The sequence below is a fragment of the Burkholderia sp. BDU5 genome, assembly GCF_001522845.1.
Lineage (GTDB): Bacteria > Pseudomonadota > Gammaproteobacteria > Burkholderiales > Burkholderiaceae > Burkholderia > Burkholderia mayonis.
Genome location: NZ_LOWC01000157.1, coordinates 45,760 through 65,294, shown reverse-complemented (window position 1 = coordinate 65,294; position 19,535 = coordinate 45,760). Strand labels below are relative to the sequence as shown.

Annotated in this window: 12 protein-coding genes and 1 riboswitch; of the genes, 5 read left to right on the top strand and 7 right to left on the bottom strand. The window is 69.6% G+C overall.

All coding sequences use genetic code 11. The annotated features are described in order from the left end of the window. Window positions 1-10: 10 nt before the first annotated feature. The 3 genes from WS69_RS24380 to WS69_RS24370 form a co-directional block, all read right to left on the bottom strand. A complete protein-coding gene (locus WS69_RS24380; RefSeq protein WP_442854922.1) occupies window positions 11-853 on the bottom strand; it encodes a cytochrome b/b6 domain-containing protein in 843 nt (280 codons plus the stop codon). Continuing rightward, entirely contained in the window at window positions 834-1,646 is an 813-nt protein-coding gene (locus WS69_RS24375) for a DUF1223 domain-containing protein (protein ID WP_059473222.1), read from the bottom strand. The genes WS69_RS24380 and WS69_RS24375 overlap by 20 nt, the downstream gene beginning before the upstream one ends. Window positions 1,647-1,812: 166 nt before the next feature. After that, window positions 1,813-2,088 carry a pentapeptide MXKDX repeat protein gene (locus tag WS69_RS24370; RefSeq protein WP_059473221.1) on the bottom strand — a complete coding sequence of 92 codons (276 nt, stop codon included), beginning with the start codon at window positions 2,086-2,088 and terminating at the stop codon, window positions 1,813-1,815. Between the two features lie 322 nt (window positions 2,089-2,410). Continuing rightward, window positions 2,411-2,528, top strand: a riboswitch (TPP riboswitch). A gap of 71 nt (window positions 2,529-2,599) precedes the next feature. Here WS69_RS24370 and thiC point away from each other — a divergent pair. The 5 genes from thiC to WS69_RS24345 all read left to right on the top strand — a co-directional run bounded on the left by thiC (window position 2,600) and on the right by WS69_RS24345 (window position 8,566). Beyond that, entirely contained in the window at window positions 2,600-4,531 is a 1,932-nt protein-coding gene (thiC, locus tag WS69_RS24365) for a phosphomethylpyrimidine synthase ThiC (protein WP_059473220.1), read from the top strand. 214 nt (window positions 4,532-4,745) lie between these two features. Beyond that, on the top strand, window positions 4,746-4,958 hold the full coding sequence (locus WS69_RS24360) for a glycine zipper 2TM domain-containing protein (RefSeq protein WP_025989747.1): 213 nt from the start codon (window positions 4,746-4,748) through the stop codon (window positions 4,956-4,958). Between the two features lie 247 nt (window positions 4,959-5,205). After that, entirely contained in the window at window positions 5,206-5,445 is a 240-nt protein-coding gene (locus WS69_RS24355; RefSeq protein WP_059473219.1) for a hypothetical protein, read from the top strand. Window positions 5,446-5,647: 202 nt separating this feature from the next. Continuing rightward, window positions 5,648-6,580 (top strand): DMT family transporter, encoded by a 933-nt coding sequence (locus WS69_RS24350; protein ID WP_059473218.1) that lies wholly within the window; start codon window positions 5,648-5,650, stop codon window positions 6,578-6,580. Window positions 6,581-7,279: 699 nt separating this feature from the next. After that, window positions 7,280-8,566, top strand: coding sequence for a sensor domain-containing phosphodiesterase (locus tag WS69_RS24345; RefSeq protein WP_059473217.1), 1,287 nt, complete (start codon window positions 7,280-7,282; stop codon window positions 8,564-8,566). A gap of 573 nt (window positions 8,567-9,139) precedes the next feature. Here the strand turns inward: WS69_RS24345 and arfB are convergent. From arfB to recC, 4 genes are read right to left on the bottom strand one after another with little or no spacing between them, the layout of a single operon-like run. Further along, window positions 9,140-9,544, bottom strand: a complete 405-nt coding sequence (arfB, locus tag WS69_RS24340) for an alternative ribosome rescue aminoacyl-tRNA hydrolase ArfB (RefSeq protein WP_059473216.1) — start codon at window positions 9,542-9,544, stop codon at window positions 9,140-9,142. Then, window positions 9,541-12,123, bottom strand: coding sequence for an AAA family ATPase (locus tag WS69_RS24335; protein WP_059473215.1), 2,583 nt, complete (start codon window positions 12,121-12,123; stop codon window positions 9,541-9,543). The genes arfB and WS69_RS24335 overlap by 4 nt, the downstream gene beginning before the upstream one ends. Then, the gene (recB, locus tag WS69_RS24330) at window positions 12,120-15,908 is read right to left on the bottom strand and encodes an exodeoxyribonuclease V subunit beta (protein WP_059473214.1); all 3,789 of its coding nucleotides are present in this window, start codon (window positions 15,906-15,908) and stop codon (window positions 12,120-12,122) included. Before recB ends, WS69_RS24335 begins: the two co-directional genes overlap by 4 nt. Next, window positions 15,905-19,243 (bottom strand): exodeoxyribonuclease V subunit gamma, encoded by a 3,339-nt coding sequence (gene recC / locus WS69_RS24325; RefSeq protein WP_059473213.1) that lies wholly within the window; start codon window positions 19,241-19,243, stop codon window positions 15,905-15,907. Before recC ends, recB begins: the two co-directional genes overlap by 4 nt. Between the last annotated feature and the right edge of the window lie 292 nt (window positions 19,244-19,535).

The following is a 19,535-nucleotide window of genomic DNA, read 5'->3' as shown; positions in this document are numbered from 1 at the left end:
AAGACTCCTTTTAGTGTCCGCGCAGCATCGCGAGCAGCGAGCGCGGAACGAGCGCCGCCATCGCGACATGCACGACGAAGAACGCGACGAGAAACGCCATCGCCCAGAAATGCACGACGCGCGCGTTGTCGTAGCCGCCGAGCAGTTCGCGCAACAGCGGGAACTGCACCGATTTCCAGATCACGAGCCCGGACAGCGCGAGCAGCACGAGATCGGCGATCGCCGCGACGTACGCCGCGCGCTGGACCGCGTTGTAGACGGACAGATCGTCGTGCGACAGCCGGCCGCGCAGCGCGTCGCACAGATCGCGCGCAATGCCCTTCGCGCTCAGCGGCAGGAACTTGCGCCCGAAGCGTCCGGTCGCGACGCTCATCGTCAAATAGAACACGCCATTGAAGAACAGCAGCCACATCGCGGCGAAATGCCATTGCAGCGCGCCGCCGAGCCAGCCGCCCAGCGTGATGCCGCGCGGGAACGTGAAGCCCGCGTAGATCGGCGACGCGTCGTAGATCCGCCAGCCCGACAGCGCCATCGTCACGGCGGCGATCGCGTTGAGCCAGTGGCTCGCGCGCACCCATGACGGATGGATCGGCCTGCGCGGCCGGATCGCGGTCGTCGTTGAGTCGGTCGTTGAGTCGGTCGTTGCGTCGGTCGTTGCGTCGGTCGTTGCGTCGGTCGTTGCGTTGGTCGCCACGCTGATCGTTCCGTCGATCGGCACGTTCATCGGCGTATTCGTCGACGCGCTGGCCGCGACCTTCGTCGCCGCGTTTATCGTCGTCGTTGCATTCATGGGCGATGCCCTCCTTCCTTGATCGAATGCGAGCGCAAGCCGCTCAACTGCACAGCGGCAGATCGAGCGCCTGCAGCACGTCGCCCGTCGCGGGGTCCTCGACGAACGCCGCGATGCCGTAGCGCGCCGCGTCCTGTGCGCGCAGGTCCGCCGGCAACGGCAGCCGGCGCTGCACGTCGAGCGACGCGGCCGCGCGCCCCTCGGACGCGAGCGGCCCGATCCACTGGCGCACGACGCGCTCGTGATGCAGCGTCGCGCCGCGATTCTCGCCCGCGCGCACCTGCGACTCGATGCCGTTCTCGTAAAGCGCGAGATACGCATTGACCGCACGCGGCGCACCGGCGCGCGGCGTCACGGACAGTTCGACATCGAGCACGTCCGCGCGCCGCGCGGCGGACAGCGCGATGCCGACGCGCGCGGGCTCGGCGGCCGTCGCGACGACGCGCCGCTCGAACGCGTCCGCATCGCGCCAGCCGCGCAGCTCGCGCCCGGCGACGGCGACCTCCGGCGTATAGACGAAGCTGCCGCCGCCGCGCGACGCGAGCGCGCGCTGCCGTTCGGTGAAGCGATGCTGCGCGAAGCGATCGGTCCAGCCGAGGCCGTCCCAATAATCGACGTGCAGCGCGAGCGGCACGACGCGCACCGCGGCGCGACGCGCGGCGAGCCGGGCGAGCCAGTCGTCGGCGGGCGGACAGCTGCTGCAGCCTTCGCTCGTGTAGAGCTCGACGAGCGCCTGCCGACCGTCGGGACTGCGCGCGGCGCACGCGCCGAGCGCGGCCGCCTGCGCGACGCACGCCGCGCCGAGCGCGAGCATCGCCGCGACGGCGCGCATCGAAGCGGAAAATGAAATCGACATATCGAAACTCGTCGGTCAGTGCCGGACGCGGACGCTGCGCACACCGGCATGCGTGTCGTGATCCGGCTTTTCTCGACGCCCGGCATCGCGAGAAAAAAGACCGCCCGAACAGCAAATGGACGGCCGAGCCGGATCATGCCGTGAAATCCGCCGGGAACGGCGCCGCTCAGTTCGACATCGGGCCCGTCTTGTCGGACGACATCGGCTTTTTCATCGCGTCCTTCGACATAGGGTCCTTCTTCATGCCGCCCTTCGCCATGTGATCTTGCTTCTTGCCCATCTGGTCCTTCGACATCGCATCCTTCGACATCGCGTCCTTCGACATCGCCATGCCGTCCTTCGACATCGCGTCCTTCGACATCGCATCGTTCTGCGCATGCGCGAACGGCACGGCGAACGCGAAACCGGCGACACACGCGACAACAATCAGATTCCTTTTCATGGGATAGCTCCATCGTTATTGGTTGAGGAGCCGAATAGTCGGGACGCGGCGGCGGATATGACAGCGGCGCGCAAAAATTTCTCCGGGACCGACGATTGAGCCGGCGCGCGGTCGATCGCGCGGCGCACAAACGCGCCGCCGCGCCCTGCAGCGCCGGCTCGACGCGCAAGACGACGCGCCGCCCGCGCGCCTCGAACGCGTACGCGGCGGCGCCGCCCGAGCCGCCCCAGCCGCGGCGCAGCATGCGCTGCCAAACGCGCGTTCGCACGCCATCGATCTGTCCCCTGTTGAAACCGCAGCCGACCCGGTGTATCTTTTGCGCTTGCTAACGCGGGGGTCCTGCAATGCGCTCGATCAAGCGATCGTGCGGCGCGGGTGAGAAATACCCTTTGAACCTGATCTGGATAATGCCAGCGCAGGGAAGCGTCAGGATTTCGCCGCTGTTCCACGTCTGAATCCCGTCGCGTCGCGAATCTCGTCTCCTGCTTAGCGCCCCACCACAGGAGATCGCATGAACGCCAATCCCAAGTTCCTGTCGGCCGACGCCCGCGTCGACGCCGCCGCCGTCGCCCCGCTGCCGAACTCGCGCAAGGTCTACGTGACGGGCTCGCAACCTGACATTCGCGTGCCGATGCGCGAAATCACGCAATCCGACACGCCGACGAGCTTCGGCGGCGAAATGAATCCGCCGATCTACGTCTACGACACGTCGGGCCCGTACACGGACCCGGACGTCAAGATCGACATCCGCTCGGGCCTGCCCGCGCTGCGCCAGCGCTGGATCGACGCGCGCGGCGACACCGAAACGCTGACGGGCCTCACGAGCGAGTACGGCCGCGAGCGCGCGGCGGACCCGGCGACGGCCGAGCTGCGCTTCCCCGACCTGCACCGCCACCCGCGCCGCGCGCGAGCGGGCAAGAACGTCACGCAGATGCACTACGCACGCGCGGGGCTCATCACGCCCGAGATGGAATACATCGCGATCCGCGAGAACCAGCGCCGCGCCGAATATCTGGAAAGCCTGAAGGCGAGCGGCCCGAACGGCGCGAAGCTCGCCGCGATGATGGGCCGCCAGCACGTCGGCCAGGCGTTCGGCGCCGCCGCGTTCGGGGCGAACGCACTCGCGGAGATCACGCCCGAGTTCGTTCGCGAAGAAGTCGCGCGCGGCCGCGCGATCATCCCGGCGAACATCAACCACCCGGAAACCGAGCCGATGATCATCGGCCGCAACTTTCTCGTGAAGATCAACGCGAACATCGGCAACTCGGCCGTCACGTCGTCGATCGGCGAGGAAGTCGACAAGATGACGTGGGCGATCCGCTGGGGCGGCGACACGGTGATGGACCTGTCGACGGGCAAGCACATCCATGAAACGCGCGAGTGGATCATCCGCAACAGCCCGGTGCCGATCGGCACGGTGCCGATCTACCAGGCGCTCGAAAAGGTCAACGGCCGCGCCGAGGACCTGACCTGGGAAATCTTCCGCGACACGCTGATCGAACAGGCCGAGCAAGGCGTCGACTACTTCACGATCCACGCGGGCGTGCGTCTGCAATACGTGCCGCTCACCGCGAACCGGATGACGGGCATCGTGTCGCGCGGCGGCTCGATCATGGCGAAGTGGTGTCTCGCGCATCACAAGGAAAGCTTCCTGTACGAACACTTCGAGGACATCTGCGAGATCATGAAGGCGTACGACGTGAGCTTCTCGCTCGGCGACGGCCTGCGCCCCGGCTCGATCTACGACGCGAACGACGAAGCGCAGTTGGGCGAGCTGAAGACGCTCGGCGAGCTCACGCAGATCGCGTGGAAGCACGACGTGCAGGTGATGATCGAAGGTCCGGGCCACGTGCCGATGCAGTTGATCAAGGAGAACATGGACCTGCAGCTCGACTGGTGCAAGGAAGCGCCGTTCTACACGCTCGGGCCGCTCACGACCGACATCGCGCCGGGCTACGACCACATCACGTCGGGCATCGGCGCGGCGATGATCGGCTGGTTCGGCACCGCGATGCTGTGCTACGTGACGCCGAAGGAGCACCTCGGCCTGCCGAACAAGGACGACGTGAAGGAAGGCATCATCACGTACAAGCTCGCCGCGCACGCCGCCGACCTCGCGAAAGGCCACCCGGGCGCGCAGGTGCGCGACAACGCGCTGTCGAAGGCGCGCTTCGAGTTCCGCTGGGAAGACCAGTTCAACCTCGGCCTCGATCCGGACAAGGCGCGCGAATTCCACGACGAGACGCTGCCGAAGGATTCGGCGAAGGTCGCGCATTTCTGCTCGATGTGCGGCCCGCACTTCTGCTCGATGAAGATCACGCAGGACGTGCGCGAGTTTGCGGCGCAGCAGGGCATGTCGGAAACCGATGCGCTGAGGAAAGGCATGGAAGTGAAGGCGGTCGAGTTCGTGAAGAGCGGCTCGGAGATCTACCATCGCCAGTAATGCGGCGCGCGCCGCGGCAGTGCCCCGAAAGCCCGCCTCGCGCGGGCTTTTTCACGTATGCGCCACGGCGCGCCGGGCGCGAAACAAATGATTACGAAAGCGATAGGGCTCTAACAAGTCCTTACAGCGCAAAACGTATCGCCCGCGTAGATTTTTGAGTGTGGGCTGCGTTCCAGAACGCGCCTACGCATCTCTTTCATCCGAGGATTGAACAATGAAATCGATTCGGCGTATTGGGGTATGCGCAATGCTCATCGCAACGGTAGCGAGTCTGTCGGCATGCGATACGATGACTCGCCAGCAACGGAACGCAGCAATCGGCGCGGGCATCGGCGGTGTCGCCGGCGCGGCGATCGGCGGCAACGCCCTGTCGACGATCGGCGGCGCCGCCGCAGGCGGCCTCGTAGGCAGCCAAGTCGGCAAGTAAGCCCGCGAATCGGGCGCGCCGCTCAAGCGGCCGCGTCCTTGCATGCGGGCGATGCCCGCCGCGTTCGTCGTGGCGGGCATCGCCCGGCCGTTTCGCGAAACCGTGCGAGCATGGCGATTCGTGCGACGATTGCGCCGCGGCCAGCGGCGGAAATGATCCGTTACCGTTTCACACAGCGTTTCACACGAGAGCGGTCTAAGCTCGCAAGCATCGAACCCTGCCCCGCACGCACGACTGCGGAACCATCATGAACAAGACGCTTGTCGCCGCAGCACTCGCGAGCATCGCGCTTGCCGGCTGCTATTACCCGTACGGCTATTACCCTGCCGGCGGCTACTACCCTGCCGGCGGCTATTACGCGGCGCCGGTGGAAACCGCGCCCGTCTACGTCGCGCCCGCGTATCCGTCGTACTACTATCCGGCGCCCTCGCTGTCGCTCAACTTCGGCTACTGGGGCGGCGGCGGCCGCGGCTGGCGCCATCACTGAGCCTTCGCCGCGCGACGTCGGCATGCCGACGTCGGCGCGCGGCGCGCCGGTTTCATCTTCGCGCCGGCCGGTCGCCGACGATGCGCGGCTCTCGCTCTCGTTGCCGAACATTGCTGTTTCATCGCAGCCTGAAACATCGCGCGACAGCGCGGTGTAAGATGCTTGGCCGATCTCCCCTCGACAGCCAAGTGTCCGATCCTCGATGAACATCAAGAACGCCTTTCTGCTGATCATCCTCGCCGCGCTATGGGGCGCGTCGTTCCTCTTCATTCGCATCGGCGTCACCGAATTCGGCGTCGCGCCGCTGATGGCGCTGCGCGTCGGCATCGGCGCCCTCTTCCTCGTCACGCTCATGCTCACGCGCTACTCGCCGCGCGAACTCGCCGCGCTGCTGCGCAAGCACGCCTGGCCGCTCTTCGTCGTCGGCCTGCTCAATTCCGCCGCGCCGTTCTGCCTGTTCGCGTTCGCCGAGCTCACGCTGTCGGCGGGCGTCACGTCGGTCATCAACGCGACGACGCCGCTCTGGGGCGCGCTCGTCGCGTATCTGTGGCTCAAGGATTCGCTGTCGCTGCCGCGCGCGCTCGGCCTCGTGGTCGGCTTCGCCGGCGTGCTGACGCTCGTCTGGGATCAGGTGTTCTCGCCGCACGGCGCGAATCCGGCCTCGCCCGCGACGGCCGCGCTCGCCGCCGCCGCGGCGCTCGGCGCGACGCTGCTGTACGGAATTGCCGCGAACTTCACGAAGCGCAAGCTCACGGGCGTCGATCCGCTCGTCAACGCGACGGGCAGCATGGTCGGCGCGACGGTCCTGCTGCTGCCGTTCGCGCTCGCGACCTGGCCCGCCGCGCCCGTCTCCGCGCACGCGTGGGGCTCGGTGCTTGCGCTCGGCATCGCGTGCACGGGCATCGCCTATTTCATCTTCTTCTACCTGATCACGCACGTCGGGCCGGCGCGCGCGATTACCGTCACGTTCGTGATCCCGGTGTTCGGCATCCTGTGGGGCGCGCTCTTCCTCGGCGAACGCGTATCGTTCGCGATGCTCGAAGGCTGCGCGATCGTGCTGCTCGGTACCGCGCTCGCGACCGGCGTGATCAAGCGGATTCCCGGCATCCGGTCGCAGCGGAACGAGGCTGCGTGACGGCGGACGACGGATGCGAGCGCCGCGCGGCGCCGCTGGCATGCGACGGTGCAGCGCGGCGTGGCGCCGTGCTGCGGCGGGATCGCGCGACGCGGTGCGTCCCACGAGCCGCGTGTATCGGCTGGTGAGTCGGAAACGTCGAGCCTCACGGAGTTCATCTCGAATATCCCGACGCCCGATACCGTTCGGTGAGCAGATCATCGGGTGTCGAGCATCGCGGATATCGCTGCCGGCGGTGCACGCGCGATCGTTGGCATCCGGAACGACAGCGCGTACGTTGATACGACCCCACGCGGCCAGAACCTGCTTGACGCCCTCAATCTGTACCGACTGGTGAGTCGAATTCGCTTCAATCGCTTGAATCGATAGGCGACCACATCCACTGCATCGACAAGCGGGCGCCGTCCGCAGGACATCCCCGCACCATGCCGCCGACCGGCCCGCCGCCGCGTGGCGGGGCGCGCCTCGCCCGTCGTCCAGAGCCTGCTTTCGTCCGGCGCGGCGACGCGACATTGCGACACCGGGTTAAGCGTATCCCCGATGCGCAATACACGCTGACATTCGTTACACTCGATTTAATTCCCCATCGGACGCGGAAATGACGCACTTCGTCTTTCGCCGCGTGGTCCTTATGAGCGCTCGCGCACATGTCCGCCGCACGGCGCGCCCTTTACCGCTCTTGGCGGCGATGCTGACAACATGCCCAAATCGCAGAGGCTCTCGCCCGACAGCCTCATCTCGCAGTTCACCCGCGGCGACGAAGGCTGGTGCGCGCAATATCACGACATCACCCTTTCAAGCGCCTTTCAATCGGTGATTTCGATCACGCACAAGCGCGTCGTCGGCTACGAGGCGCTCGTGCGCGCGACCGACGCGAACGGCGCGCCGATCTCGCCCGACACGCTGTTCGCGCGCGCGCAGGCGCGCGGCGAGACGATCCTGCTCGATCGCATGACCCGCTGCCTGCACGTCGCGAACTTCGCCGCGCAGGACACGGGCATGTGCTGGCTGTTCCTGAACGTGCTGCCGCAGATGTTCGACGCCGGCGTCGCGCCGCGCGAGTTCATCGAGGCGCTGTGCGCGCACTTCGCACTGCCGCCGACGCGCGTCGTGCTCGAAGTGATCGAGCAGCCGTCACGCAACGAAGCCGCGCTCGCCCGCACGCTCGACATGATCCAGCACGGCGATTTCCTGATCGCGATCGACGATTTCGGTACAGGCTTCTCGAACTTCGACCGCATCTGGCAGATGAAGCCCGACATCGTGAAGCTCGATCGCTCGATCGTCGAACGCTCGCTCGCGGCAAGCGACGCGCACCGGATCGTCCATCACCTCGTCACGATGCTGCACCACGCGGGCACGATGGTGCTCGCGGAGGGCGTCGAGAACGAAGACGCTCTACAGATCCTGATGGATGCCGACGTCGACTTCGTCCAGGGCTTCTGCTTCGGCCAGCCCGATCCGTCGCTCGAGCGCGCGCGCCGTTACGCGCCGACATGCATCGAGGCCGCATGGGCGCGCTTCGCCGAGCGCGTGCAGGAGCGGCGCAGCGGCGCCGTGCATCCCGGGTTCGACACGATCGAGCGGATCGTGCTCGCGGGCGCCGCCGATTACGCCGAAACCCAGGACCTGCGCGGCACCGCGCAACGGCTGCTGACGAATCCGATCGTGCGGCGCGTGTTCGTCGCCGAGGCGAACGGCGACCAGATCGAGCCGTCCGTCACGCCAGAGACGCCGGATGCGCCGAGCGTGACGACGCGGCGGCTCGCGCCGCTGCTGCCGGAATTGCATAGCAACTGGTCGCGGCGCGCGTATTTCCAGCGTGCGGTCGCGGCGCCCGGACGCGTCGCGCTGATGGGACCGCACTTCTCGCTGACGGACGGCCGCGACTGCTACACGGCGGCCGTCGCGATCCATCTCGGAACGACGCTGAAGGTGTTTTGCGTCGACTTCGATTTCTCCTCGTCGGACGGCGACGGGCAGTAGGGGCGCGGCGGAGGCGGCGTGCGGATCGAACACCGCCTCGCTTGCGAGTGCCTCGCGGACAGGGATGGACGAATGGAGATATGAGCGGCGCAGCGATACGCCGCGTGCATTTGTCCATTCGACGTCCGCTCGATGAAGGCGATATGCCATTCGATGTGTATAGACACTCGATCCGAATGCGAGGCGCACGATGGGTGCGGGTGCGGCTGCGGCTCGAGCAGGCAGCTTTCGAGTTGCCATGCCGCGCCGCTCGCTCGAACCTCGGTTTCGTTCGCTGGCCGAGCAACGGGTGTCCCGTTTGACCGCCGTTCACCGGCTTAGGCGCACACACAACAGCATTTGCGGAGCCGTGCGTCGACCTAGCTGCTGCCGGCCTTCGCGCCGGGCCCGGTCGATCGTTGTCATCGGCACGCTCGATCCGCGTGCGACGTGCCGCACATCGAACGTCGCTTGCGGCTTTCGGCTTTGAACTTCCAGCTTTGAACGTCGAGCTTCGAGCTTCGAGCTTCGAGCTTCGAGCTTCGAGCTTCGAGCTTCGAGCGCCGCATATCGAGCGCCAAAAGCCGAACGCGTTCAATCGACGATTCTGCCGCGCCCCGACTTCACCTCGCCGCGCCGGCTCTTCTCGGCAAGCCGGCGCTCCTTCGACGCACGCGTCGGCCGGGTCGCAATCCGCTTGCGCAGCGTCACGCCGGCGCTGCGGATCAGCATATCGAGCCGCGCGAGCGCGGCCGCGCGGTTCTTCTCCTGCGTGCGGTACTCCTGCGCCTTGATGACGACGACGCCTTCGCGCGTGATCCGCTGATCGGAACGCGCGAGAAGCCGCGCCTTCACTTCGTCCGACAGCGACGACGCGCGGATGTCGAAGCGCAGGTGAATCGCACTCGACACTTTGTTGACGTTCTGCCCCCCGGCACCCTGCGCGCGAACCGCCATCAACTCGACCTCATCCGGCGAGAATGCGTAGCGCAGCGTCATCGCGTCCCCTCCGGCCGAGCGCGCAGCGCGTCTGCGATTCGCGCGGCCAACCCGGAATCGCGCGCGGTGCGCGTCGCGATCGCGAGCGCGAGCACCGCGCGCGGGCCGATGATCTGCACCCGCGAACGCGCGCGCGTGATTGCCGTATAGACGAGTTCGCGCGACAGCACGCGATTGAACGACGCGGGCAGGATCAACGCCGCGTCGTCGAACTCCGAGCCCTGCGACTTGTGGACGGTCAGCGCGAACGCCGTGTCGTGCGGCGGCAGCGCGGCGGGCGACACCGCGCGCGCGCGGCCGTCCGCGCCGCGGAACCAGACGCGCAGCGCGCCGCGCGCGTCCGGCAGCGCAATGCCGATGTCGCCGTTGAACAGCCCGAGCGCGTAATCGTTGCGCGTCACCATCACGGGCCGTCCCGCGAACCAGTGCGCGCCGATCGCGAGCGGCACGCGCATCGCACGGCGCACCTCGGCCGCGACGCGCGCATTGACCTCGTCCGCGCCGCGCGCGCCCGTGCGCGTCGCGCAAAGCACGCGGAAGCGGTTGAGCACGTCGAAGAGCGGCAGCGAATCGGGCACGGGCGTCGCGAGTGCGTCGCGCAGCGCGGCCGCGTAGCCGGCGAAGCCCTGCGCGATCCGTTCGATCGTCGCGGCCGACAGCGTCGCGCCGCCGTCGTCGCACAAGCGTGCGGCCGCATCGTCGGCTGTCGACAACGCATCGAGTGCATCCTGCACCGCGCCGCGGCGGATCGCGAGCGACAGCCTGCCGATCGGCGAATCGAGGCCGAAACGATAGTTGCGCTCGAGCCAGACGACGCAGTCGGTCAGCGGCGCGGCGGCAAGTGCTGCCGACGATGTGGATTCGACGGGCGTCATCGATGCCGAAGCGCCCGGTTCCACGCCCGCATCGGCGCTCATGCCGGTTACTGCATCGGCACGCACGCGTGCAACGGCTCCGGCTGCCGATACGGTGCCCGGCTCGCCCGACGCGGCATGCGTCGCGGCGTCTTCGAGTGACGAGAAGGACGCGTTGTCGAGCCACGCGAGCTCGCCTGCGTCGATCCACGCAGCCGGCTCGGCGGCGGACGCGTCCCACGGCAAATCGGCCGGAATTCCGTCATCGGCCGGTGCCGGTCTGCGTTGCGCGCCACCCATGCCGTGAACATCCCGCACGTTCGACGCCCCGTGCACGCCCGATGTGTCGCGCCGATTCTGCTGCGCGTCGCCCAGTGCGTCATCGCCCCGCGTGCTTTCGTCGTCGAACGCGAACAGCGATCCCTGCGCATCGTCGGCCGCGCGTTTCGATTCGCGTGCGCCGCCTCGCCGACCGGCGCGCGGCGGCGCAGGTTCGGCAGCGGCCTTGTCGGCCGCCATGGCCATGGCTCGCGCCGCAGGAACGGCCGCATTGGCCAAAGCGCACGCCGCTGCGCTCGCATCGATGACGGCCTCGCGTGTATCCGCAGTGGCCGTCCGAATCCCCGCCGCGTCGCGGACGATCCCGTCCGGCAGCGCCGCCACGAACTCGGCCTCGTCGATGCCGAGCGCGCGCGCGATCGTCGTGCACGCCGTCGCGCTGAACGCAGGCTGCGCGCTCAGCTCCGCGAACACCGCGCCCGCTTCGACGGCCGCGAGCTGATCCTTGTCGCCGAGCAGCACGAGGCGCGTGTTCGGCGCGAGCGCGTCGAGCAGGTGCGCGGCGAGCGCGACGTCGATCATCGACGCTTCGTCGACGATGACGAGGTCGTACGGCAGCGGGTTGTCGCGGTGATGCGCGAAGCGCCCGCCCGGACCGCCGCCCAGCAGCCTGTGCAGCGTGTACGACTTCTGCGGCAGGCGCATCGCGAGCTCGGCCGGCAGGCTGCCGGCGCGCGCGTGCAGCGCCTCTTGCATCCGCTGCGCCGCCTTGCCGGTCGGCGCGGCAAGCGCGATCCGCAAGTCGGGATGCGCGTCGAGCAGGCACGCGATCACGCCGGCGACCGTCGTCGTCTTGCCAGTGCCCGGCCCGCCGCTCACGATCGTCACGCCGCCCGTCAGCGCGACGAGTGCCGCGACGCGCTGCCAGTCGACGCCCCGCTCCTTCTGCGGTCCGAAATAGCGAACGAGCCGCTCGCCGAGCGCCTCGGGCGCGAGCCCGCCGACGCCGCCCATCGCGGCATCGGCGGAACGGGCTCGCGCGACGAGCGCGGTCGCGAGCCGCGTCTCATATTCGAAGTAACGCGCGAGATACAGGCGCCCGTCACGATCGACGACGAGCGGACATTCACCGCCGCGAGCAATCCCGCCGAACGCGGTCACGCCGCTCGCCGCAAGCGTATCGCTCACGTCGGCGAACGGCTCGTCGTAGCGCTGCGCGAGCGCGTGCAGCGACACGCACACGTGCCCCGCCGCCGTCGCGCGGCTCGCGGCAAACGCTGCGCGCGCCGCCCAGCGCGCCGCCGCGGCGGGTGCGCCGAGGCGGCGCGACAGCATGCCGATCCGGCGCGCGAAGCCTTCGGCGAGCGCGAGGCCGAAATCGGCCGGCTCGGGCAGACGGTCGGCGAGGCCGCCCGTCCAAGCGAAGCGTTCGTCGACCGTACTCATGCCGCCCCCTCGCGCATCAGCGCATCGAGCGCTTCGACGAGCGCGCGCGCCGGCCGTCGCGCATGCACGCCCGCCGGTGCGTCGCCGCTGCGCCAGCCGGGCCGCACGCCGCGCACGAACAGATACAGATAGCCTGCGATGTGCGCGTCGTAGTCGTAGTCGCGCATCCGCACGCGCAGATAGCGATGCAGCGCGACCGTATAGAGCAGCGCCTGCAGGTGATACGCGTGGTGCGCCATCGCGGCGTCGAGCGCGCGCGGGCCGTACGCATCGGGCGTCGCGCCGAGATGATTCGACTTCCAGTCGACGATCCAGAAGCGGCCGTCGTGCTCGACGATCATGTCGATGAATCCTTTGACGAATCCGGCAAGCGTGCCCGCTTCGAGCGCGACGTCCGGATAGCCGTGCGCGGCGAGCAGCCGCCGCAACGCGTTGAAATCGAGCGCGGGCGCGGGAAACAGGAATTCCATTTCCGTCAGGCGCCGCGCCGGATCGAGCGCCGCCAGGCGCATGCCCGGCACGAGCTCGGTTGCAGCGAGATCAGCGACGAGCCGCGTCATCATCGCGGGCAGCCGCGCGGCGAGCGCGAGCTCTGCTTCGACCGGGCGCTCGTGCAGCGCGCGCAGCGCGGCCGCCGGCCATGTGGACGCGTCGGAGAAATCGCTCAGCTCGAACAGCCGGTGCAGGCATTCGCCCGCCGCCGCGCCGCGCGGGAATGCGAGGATGTCGTCTTCGGCGGGCTCGCGCGCGACGGCAGTCGCCGCTCGTGCGGCGGCGTCGGGCGCGTCCGCATCGATCGCGGCGGCGAGCGCGTCGTGATCGGGCCGCGTTTCTTCGTCGGCGACGCCCGCGATACCGCCCTCCTCGCGCGCGAGCGCCGACGTGAGCGAACTGAAACTCGCGATCCGCCATGCGTCGCGCAGCCCGCGCGTCGCGCGTCGCGCCGCTCGCGTCGCGTCCGTCTCGTGGCCGGCCGCGAGCGGCTCGCGATGCGCCGGTACGGGCAGCGCGCCGAGCGTCACGGGGCCGCCTGCGAGCGCCTGCCAGCGCTCGGCGAGCTCCGCGTCTTCGGGCGGCTCCTTGAGCCATGCGTCGAAATCGCGGCCCGCGCCCGCGACGAGCCAGTTCAGCACGCTGCGCCGCGCCTCCTTCGTCGAGCGCGACGACACGTATGTGCCCGCGACCAGATAGCAGCGGTAGACGGCGCGCGTGAGCGCAACATAGACGAGCCGCGCGCGCTCCGCCGCCTGCTCGCGCATCGCTTCGCGCGACGCGCGTTCAGCCGCCTCGTCGTCGCAGCCGTAATGCAGCACCGCGCCGCCCGCTTCGTCGTGATACTCGCGCGCATCGGGCAGGCCCGAGCCGCTCGGCTCGCGCAACCCGCCGTCGTTCAGGAACGGACAGAACACGATCGCGTATTCGAGCCCCTTCGACTTGTGCACGGTGACGATCTGCACGAGGTTGCGATCGGACTCGAGCCGCAGTTGCGCATCGTCTCCACCGCCTTCGAGGCGCTGCGCGGCGAGCCAGCGCAGCGTCGGCGCGATGCCCGGCTGCGCGGATGCGCGCGCCTGTGTCAGCTCGGCCAGATGGTTGACGTCGGTCACGCGCCGCTCGCCGTCCTGACCGGCCATCAGCCGCTCGGCGATCCGCAGCTCGTTCGCGAACGTGCGCCACATCACCGCAAAGCCGCGTTCGCGCCACAACAGCCGATAGCGGGAAAAGCGCTCGACCCAGCCCATCGCGTCGGCATCCGCCGAAGGCGGCGCGGCAGCGCTCGCCGATGCGCGCGCGCGCCCGTCGTCCGCAGCTACGCGCGCTGCGTCCTCGACGTCGCCCTGTGCCGCGTCGCCTTGCTCGAGACGCCAGAGCGCCGCCGCATCGAGCCCGAACCAGTCGGATGCGAGCGCCGAGCGCAAACGCCGCAGGTCGCCGGGTGCATCGATCGCCGCAAGCACGCGTTCGAGCTGCTCGGCGTCGATCGTCGCAAACACCGACGCCTGCGCAAGCTCGACGCTGCCGATGCCCCATGCGGCGAGCACGCGCTTCACGAGACTGCCCTGCCTATGGGTCTGCACGAGCACCGCGATGCCGGACGCCGCCAGCGGCTCGCCGCCGAGCGTCACCTCACGCTCGCGCGCGCCGCGCATCAGCCGCGCGATCTCGGCCGCGCACGCATGCGCCGCCTGCCGCTGCGCGTCGCGCTTCGTCAGCCCGCCGTCGCCGGCGGGCAGCGTCCACACGCGGAAGTCGCCCGCGCCCGCGAGCGGATCGGTCGTATCGACGAGCGGCGCACGCATGCGCGAGCCGGCGCGCACCGGCTCGTAATCGAGTCCGTCAAGCACGAACGCGCGGGCATTCGCGCCGAACACGCGGTTGCACGCGTCGACGATCGCGGGCGTCGAGCGCTGGTTCACCGCGAGCGTGTAGCGCGCGGATGCCCGCGCACGCGCGGCGAGATACGTATGCAGGTCCGCCGCGCGAAAGCTGTAGATCGCCTGCTTCGGATCGCCGACGAGAAAGAGCGGGCCGGCAGGCGCGAAGATCGTGTCGAAGATCGCGAACTGCAGCGGATCGGTATCCTGGAACTCGTCGATGAGCGCGGCCGGATAGCGCGCACGCAGCGTCTCGCGCAGCCATGGATGCGCTTCGAGCGCGTGATACAGGTTCGCGAGCAGATCGTCGAACGACACGACGCGGCGCGTGCGCTTGCGCTGCGCGAGCTCGGCAGGCGCGGTGTCGAGCCATTGCGCGACGATCGACAGCCAGCGCGCGCGCTGCGCGGCCTCGACCGCGACAACGGCCGCCTCGAGCGCCTGCGCGACGTCGAAGAATGCGTGGCGCGGCGTCGCGCCGCCTTTTTTCGTCGCTTTTTCAAGCGCGGCCTGCGTGAGCTTGAGCGCCGCGCGCGGCAACGCGGCCACCACGCTCGCCTGCTCGAAGTAGCGCGCCCACGCGTCGAGCGCCTCGGCCACCGCCTCCGGCTTGTGCGAGCGCTGGTTCAGCGACGGCTGCGCGCCGGCGAGCAACGCGTCGAGCGCGCCGCGTTCGGCGCGCCAGATGCCGGCCGCCGCGTCGAAGTGCTCGCGGGCGGCGGCCTCCGCATCGTCGTCGGCCGTGTGCAGTCCGTCCCAGCGCAACTCGGCGAGCGGCTTTTTCAAGCGCCGCGCGAGCTGCGCGTCGAGCGCAGCAGGACTCGCACCGTATTCGACGAGCCACTCGGCGAACGCCGGATGCGCCGCCGCAACCGGCTCGACGCGCGTACGCCAGAAATCGGCGGCAAGTTCGAAGCGCAGCGCGCCGTCGTCCGCCTCCATCTCGAACGCGAACGGCATCGCGGCCGCGAACGGCGCTTCCTGCAGCGCGCGCTGGCAGAACGCGTGGATCGTGTGGATCGCCGCCTGGTCGAACGCGCGCAGCGCGCGTCGCACGCGCTTTGCGGCCGTCTCCGGATCGAGACCGCGCTCGGGCAAAAGCGTCGTCTCGAACAGGCGCGCGACGAACGGATCGTTGCCGTCGTCGCCCGTGTCGAGCGCATGCGCGAGCTGGGCGAGGCGCCCGCGAATCCGCTCGTGCAGCTCGGCCGTCGCCGCCTTCGTGAAGGTGACGACGAGAATCTCGTCCGCGCCGAGATCCTTTTCGAGCAGCAGGCGCACGTAGAGCGCACAGATGTTCCAGGTCTTGCCGGTGCCCGCCGACGCTTCGATCTGGTTCACGCCGTCGAGCGCGCACGCGAAGACGTCGAGCTCGCTCGTCGACAGGCCGGACAGTGCGGCGCGGCTCATGACGCCCTCCGCAAATGCTCGACGAGCGGATCGAACACGAGATGCGCGAGCGCGCCGAACGGCTCGTCGAGCGACGGATTCGCACCGCGCCATGCGAGGGCGAGCGCGGCATCGTCGGCTTCGCCCGCGACGCGGTCGTTGATCCATACGCCAGCCGCCTTCGATTCGCTCTCCGACACGAGCGCCCATGCGCTCCTCGGGAAAAACGCGAGCGGCATCCGGCGGCCCGCGCGGAACAACGCGGCGAGCGGCGCAAGCTGCTCGAGCGGCGCGGCGACGGGCGCGAATTCGAACGTGTCGCCGCTGCCGAACCACCGCGTGCGGCGCGGTCCGTCGGGATCGATCGTGCAATAGACGAGATGCGCGAGCCACGCGGACAGATAGTCGCGGGCGCCCGGCCGCGCGTAGCGGTAGATCACCTGCCCCGCCGCCGTCAGCCGCGCGAGCGCGCCATGCAGACGCAACGGCTCGCGCGTCGCCGCGAACGCGAGTTCGGCGTCGTGCGCGCCGAACCATCGCGCATCGCCGGCTGCGGGCCAGGCGGGGGCAATCTCGAATGCGAACGGCACGCGCGTCGCGCCGTCGGCAAGCGCGCGCCGAACGTTGCCCGCGAGCTGCGCAAGCGCGTCGAGCTCGTGGTCGCGCCGCACCGCGCCCGTCGCGCCGCCCGGCACCTCGGGGCTCGCGTCGGCGACGCGCAGCACACGCTCGAACGCTGCCGCATCGGCCGTCTCGATCAGGAACGGCAGCACACGCTCGGCGAGCGCGTCGCTGCCCGCGTAATCGAGCTCGAACGGCTCGGTGTCGACGAGTTCCGCCTGTGCGTCCGCGAGCACGATGCCGAGCCGCGCACGCAGCAGCGAGCGCGCCGGATGGCGCCAGAAGCGCTCGAAATCGGCGAAGGCGACGGGCTCCGCAGGCTCGGCCGGCAGCGGCCCGGAGAAAAACGGCTGCGCCGCCGCTTGGCCGCCTTCGGCAAGGAGGCGCGCGAGCGTCGCGCGCGACGCGTCGTACGTGAAGAGCGCGCCGCCCGGTGCAAAGTACTCGGTCGAGAACGGCTGCAGCGGATGCTCGATCACGAACGCGCGGCGCGCGGCGTCGATCGCGTCGGGCGGCGCGTCCGGCCCTGCCGACACCGTCGCCAAATGATCGAGCAGTTCGTCGACGAGCGCCGCGGGCGGCAGCGGTGCGTTGTCGCGAATGCTGCGGCCCGTGTAGGCGATCAGCAGACGGTCGCGCGCCGCGAGCAGCAAATCGAGGAACAGGTTGCGCTCGTCGTCGCGGCGCTGCCGGTCGCCGAGCTTCGCGAACACGGCCATCAAGTCGAATTCGTCCGCGCGCGTGAGGCTCGGCAGCACGCCGTCGTCCATCCCGATCAGGCATACGACGCGATACGGCAGCCCGCGCAAGCTCGTCAGCGACGAAAACGTGACGCCGCCCCACGGCACGCCGCCGCGCGCCGGATCGTCGAGCGCCGCCGCAAGGCCCGCGCGCACGACGGCGGCCGGCAATTCGATGCCGCCCGCGCCCTCCGCCATCGCGGCGAGCATCGCGTCGAGCGCGTCGCGCACGCCGGACAGCGCGTCGGCGAATGCCGGGCCCGAATCGAAGAAGCGCGCGAGCGCGTCGGCGAACGCGTCGCCCCAGCCTTGCGGCGTCAGGTCGCCGGCAATCCGCTGCGCGAAGCCGTCGAGATCGTCGGTGAAGCGCGCGAGCCGGCCGAGCAGCTCGGCTTCCCCGCCTTCCGCGCCGGAGATCGGCAGCCACGTGGAGACGGGCGCCGCGCCGTCCGGCATCGCGTAGCCGAGGAAGAGCCGCGTCAGCGCATCGGCGAACGTGTGGCGCAGCGCGGGCACCGCCGCGTTCGCATTTTCCGGCGCGTCAGGCGCGAGCCCGCGACGCGCGCCCGCCGCCGCGAGCCACGTCTGCACGGTCTCGAGCGCCGCCGCGTCGATGCCGTAGCGCGCGGCGACCGCATCGACGCGCAGCCATTCGATCAGCTCCGGCGCGCCGACGTTGCGCTCGGGCAGCGCGAGCCAATCGAGCAGCACGCGTGCGACGGGATTCGCCTGCGACGGCGGCAAGCCGGTGATCCGATAGGGAATGCGCGCCGTGTCGGCGCCCGGCGTGGTGCCGAACACCGCGTCGATCAGCGGCCCCGCCGCCGCAAGATCCGGCATCGCGACGAGCACGTCCGACGGTGCGAGGCTCGGCTCCGCGTCGAACCACGCGAGCAGACGATCATGCAGCACCTCGAGCTGGCGTGCGAGGCTGTGGCATACGTGCACCTCGATGCCGCGCTCGGCGGGCGGCTCGCCGAGCGCGTCCTCCGGCTGCAGTCCGAGGACCGCGTTCTGCACACGCGCGAGCCACGTCGGCGCGGGATTCTCCGCGTAGCGCGACGCGTCGCTCGCCACCGCGCTCTCGGTCAGCTCGTGCAGCATGTGAAGCTGCGCCTGCGTCTGCCGGCCCCATTCGGCGAGGAGCGGATGGCCGACTTCCTGATAGTCGAGCTGGTCCGCCGCGTCGAGCGATTCGGCGCGCGCGGCGGTCACGATGTCGAACCAGAATTCGCGGCACGGATTGAGCGCGTAGATGCGCACGCCGATCCAGCGCGACAGCTCACGCAGCAGCGCGATGTGCAAAGGCGGCATCGTCGGCAGCGCGAACACGCTGACCGATTCCGGCCACTTCGCGTGCGCGACGATGTCGGGATCGAGCGAGCCGACGTCGCGCAGGAACCGGTGCGCAGGCGGCATTTCGCTGTCGGACAGCTCGGCGAGCAATGCGCGCCAGAGCGCCGCCTGCCACGTCTCGTCGTCGCGCGCAGCATCGCCGCCGTGGCGCGGCGCGCCTTCGAGCGCGAAGATCGATTCGCCCTCCTGCCATTGCGCAAGCCACTCCGGGCGATACGTCAGGTAGTGGTCGAACACCGTCGCGATCCGGTGCGCGAGTTCGTGGCGCATCGGCGCATCGGCTGCGGCCAGATACGCGGCGAGCCGCGGCGACGCGCGCCACGGCGCCGCGCCGTCGCCGGACAGCAGCCGGTAGCAGCGCCACACGAGACGATCGGGCGCGAACGGCGAATGCACGGGCACCGTCAGCACTTCGCCGATCTGCGCCCACAGCCATTGCGCGAGATAGCTGAATCGCACGTTCGCGCACACGCCGTGCCGCTTCGCGACGTCGAGCTCGAGCCGCCGGCGCAGCGCCGCGCTCGGCACGATCACCTGCTGCGCGGCCCACGGCCCCGCGCCGTCCGACGCGGCGGCAAGATCGTCGAGCAGCGCGTCAGCAAGCGTCTCGTGGCGGTTCGAATAGAAAAGATGGAGCATGAAGCGGAGCGAAAGACGCCGGGCGGATACCCGGCAAGTCGAGGAGCCAAGGATAGCAAAGGGAGGACCGCGCGAGAATCTGGCCGATCGGCCGATGCGCGCCCGTCGCGGCGACGCGGCGACGGAAACCGTGCCGCGCCGCCGCCGGATCGCAGGCTGCGCCGGGCCGGCATCGCCATCGCGATGCGCGGGCGACGACGTGCTGAACCTGCGTCCCGCGCCGCGGTCGGAGTCCGAACGCCGAACGCCGAACGCCGAACGCCGAACGCCGAACGCCGAACGCCGAACGCCG

Coding starts and splice junctions, on each gene's coding strand:
- recB (WP_059473214.1), bottom strand. CDS start 15,908: ATGAGCCGCGCCGCACTGTCCGGCCTGTCGACGAGCGAGCTCGACGTC.
- arfB (WP_059473216.1), bottom strand. CDS start 9,544: ATGACGCTGCGCTACGCATTCTCGCCGGATGAGGTCGAGTTGATGGCG.
- WS69_RS24350 (WP_059473218.1), top strand. CDS start 5,648: ATGAACATCAAGAACGCCTTTCTGCTGATCATCCTCGCCGCGCTATGG.
- WS69_RS24335 (WP_059473215.1), bottom strand. CDS start 12,123: ATGAGTACGGTCGACGAACGCTTCGCTTGGACGGGCGGCCTCGCCGAC.
- WS69_RS24355 (WP_059473219.1), top strand. CDS start 5,206: ATGAACAAGACGCTTGTCGCCGCAGCACTCGCGAGCATCGCGCTTGCC.
- WS69_RS24345 (WP_059473217.1), top strand. CDS start 7,280: ATGCCCAAATCGCAGAGGCTCTCGCCCGACAGCCTCATCTCGCAGTTC.
- WS69_RS24375 (WP_059473222.1), bottom strand. CDS start 1,646: ATGTCGATTTCATTTTCCGCTTCGATGCGCGCCGTCGCGGCGATGCTC.
- thiC (WP_059473220.1), top strand. CDS start 2,600: ATGAACGCCAATCCCAAGTTCCTGTCGGCCGACGCCCGCGTCGACGCC.
- WS69_RS24360 (WP_025989747.1), top strand. CDS start 4,746: ATGAAATCGATTCGGCGTATTGGGGTATGCGCAATGCTCATCGCAACG.
- recC (WP_059473213.1), bottom strand. CDS start 19,243: ATGCTCCATCTTTTCTATTCGAACCGCCACGAGACGCTTGCTGACGCG.
- WS69_RS24370 (WP_059473221.1), bottom strand. CDS start 2,088: ATGAAAAGGAATCTGATTGTTGTCGCGTGTGTCGCCGGTTTCGCGTTC.